Below are 2,039 nucleotides of genomic sequence, written 5' to 3' on the forward strand. Positions count from 1 at the left end.
CGCCGCTCTCAGGACGGCGGTGGGCACGGCGGAGGCGAGCAGGATGTCGCCGACCTCCGTCCGGGAGGCCATGTGCGCGGAGAGCGGACCCGCCTGGGGGGCGAGGCCGCCGAGGTAGACCACGCGTCCCGTGCCCGCCTCCTCGGCGGCGCGGGCGAAGACGCGGGCGCCCTCGGCGTCCTGCCCGGCGAAACCGCGCCCGCCCGCCATCGCGTGCACGAGGTAGTAGGCGGTGTCCACGTTCGTGAGCGCCTCGGCCAGTCCGGACCCGTCGACCACGTCCCCCCGCACCACCTCGACCCGGTCGCGCCAGGGGTGGTCACGGAGCTTCTCCGGGGTGCGCGCCAGGCACCGCACGTCGTGCCCGGCCTCCAGGAGCAGCGGGACCAGCCGCCCTCCGACGTAGCCGCTGGCCCCGGTCACGAGCACCCGCACGGCGCTCAGCCCGCCGCGCCGACGGCCGCGTCCCGGCGCCGGTTCCTGCGCTCGCGACGCCGCTCCCGGGCGATCCGGTAGGGGTTGTCCTCCGGCAGGCCGCCGCTCACCCTGCCGTACATGCCGAAGGTCATCACCATGAGACCGACCACGAAGCTGAAGACCACGTTGGGCATCGAGAAGGCGAGGACGTTGGGGCCGGCACCCATCAGGTAGAGGTTGGCCAGACCGCTCGCCACGAACAGCAGGCCCACCGCCGTGCACACGGTGGAGGCGAAGGCGCCGCCGAGCACGGCCGCCCCGACCAGGAGCGAACCGAACGCCACCGAGACGAAGCTGAGCGCGCCGTTGGTGGACAGACCCGCGATCACCTCGCCCTGGGTGTCGAACAGCGGAAGCCGGATCATCAGACCCGCCACGCCGAAGCCGATGAGCACGAGTCCGGTCAGCGCCGCCCCCGCCCGGTGGACGGCGGCCAGGCGTCGTTCGGCCGAACGCTTCGCATCGTGTTCCATCGCTGCACCCCTTTCGGTGTCGTCCCAGCTAGAGTCGGTCGCACGCGACCAAGGCCACAAGTCGCACCGCTTTCGCAACGTTTCGGGAGGTGTGCCGTGCCCGACGCGCTCACCCCCGGGGCGGCGGCCCGTCTGCTCGGCGTCGCGCCCTCGACCCTGCGCAGCTGGGACCGGCGCTACGGCGTCGGGCCCCGTGGCCGCAGTCCGGGCGGGCACCGCCGCTACACGCCCGATGACGTATCCCGGCTGCGCGAGCTGTGCCGTCTGGTCGGCGAGGGGATGACCCCCGCCGACGCCGCGGAGCGGACGCGCGACGGCGGCGTCGCGACGCCGCGCCCTCCCGCGCCTCCGCTCCCCCGGGCCGCCGGGGGGCCGACCGGGCGGACGACCCCGACCCTCCAGGGCGTGGCGCACGCGGCGATGCGCCTGGACGCCGCCCTGGTGGAGGAGATCCTGGAGGACGCCCTCCGGTCCAGGGGCGTGGTGGCCGCCTGGGAGGAGCTGGCGATGCCCCTGCTGTACGGGATGGGCCGCAGGTGGGAGGCCACGCTGCGGTACGTCGAGGTCGAACACCTGTTGTCGTGGTGCGTGTCGTCCGCGCTGCGCCGGGTCCGCGGACCCGCCCGCGCGCCGGCGGCCGAACCGTACGGGGACCGTCCCGTGCTCCTGGCCTGCGGCCCGCACGAGATGCACAGCCTCCCCCTGGAAGCCCTCGCCGCCGCGCTGCGGGAGGCCGGGGTGTCCCACCGGGTGCTCGGCGCCTGCACCCCGTTGGAGGCGACGGTGGCCGCGGTGCGCCGCCTCGCCCCCCGTGCGGTGGTCGTGTGGTGCCACGGGGCCGACCGCGCGGGTGAGACGGCCGTACTGGCGACGGCGCGCGCGATCTCCGGTTCCCGGCCGAGGACCCGCCTGTTCACCGCGGGGCCCGGTTGGCGCCCGGTGGCCGGGGCCGAGCGGGCGCGCGACGGCCACCTCACGTCACTGGGCGACGCCGTCCGCGTCCTGGCGCCCCGCGCGGAGTCCCCGGCGGCGGTCGCGCCGGACCGCTGAGGGGTCAGCCGCCGAAGGTCTCCACACCCTCGGAGGGTG

Annotated in this window: 3 protein-coding genes (1 of these 3 cut by a window edge); 1 reads left to right on the top strand and 2 read right to left on the bottom strand. The window is 75.9% G+C overall.

The genetic code is table 11. The features are described 5' to 3' along the window. A protein-coding gene (locus D471_RS0115320; protein WP_017599429.1) for an SDR family oxidoreductase crosses the window boundary here: on the bottom strand, positions 1–435 show its beginning. 1,005 nt of this gene lie to the left of the window's left edge; 435 of the gene's 1,440 nt are visible here — the first part of the coding sequence; the start codon lies at positions 433–435; its stop codon lies beyond the left edge, outside the window. A gap of 5 nt (positions 436–440) precedes the next feature. Continuing rightward, positions 441–950 carry a DUF4383 domain-containing protein gene (locus D471_RS0115325; RefSeq protein WP_017599430.1) on the bottom strand — a complete coding sequence of 170 codons (510 nt, stop codon included), beginning with the start codon at positions 948–950 and terminating at the stop codon, positions 441–443. 96 nt (positions 951–1,046) lie between these two features. Here D471_RS0115325 and D471_RS0115330 point away from each other — a divergent pair, with 96 nt between their 5' ends. Further along, positions 1,047–2,000 (top strand): MerR family transcriptional regulator, encoded by a 954-nt coding sequence (locus D471_RS0115330; RefSeq protein ID WP_017599431.1) that lies wholly within the window; start codon positions 1,047–1,049, stop codon positions 1,998–2,000. The last annotated feature ends 39 nt before the right edge of the window (positions 2,001–2,039 follow it).

This window comes from Nocardiopsis lucentensis DSM 44048 (assembly GCF_000341125.1).
Lineage (GTDB): Bacteria > Actinomycetota > Actinomycetes > Streptosporangiales > Streptosporangiaceae > Nocardiopsis > Nocardiopsis lucentensis.

What these genes read in the sequence shown, in the direction of transcription:
- D471_RS0115325 (WP_017599430.1), bottom strand. Translation starts at nt 950, where the DNA reads ATGGAACACGATGCGAAGCGTTCGGCCGAACGACGCCTGGCCGCCGTC.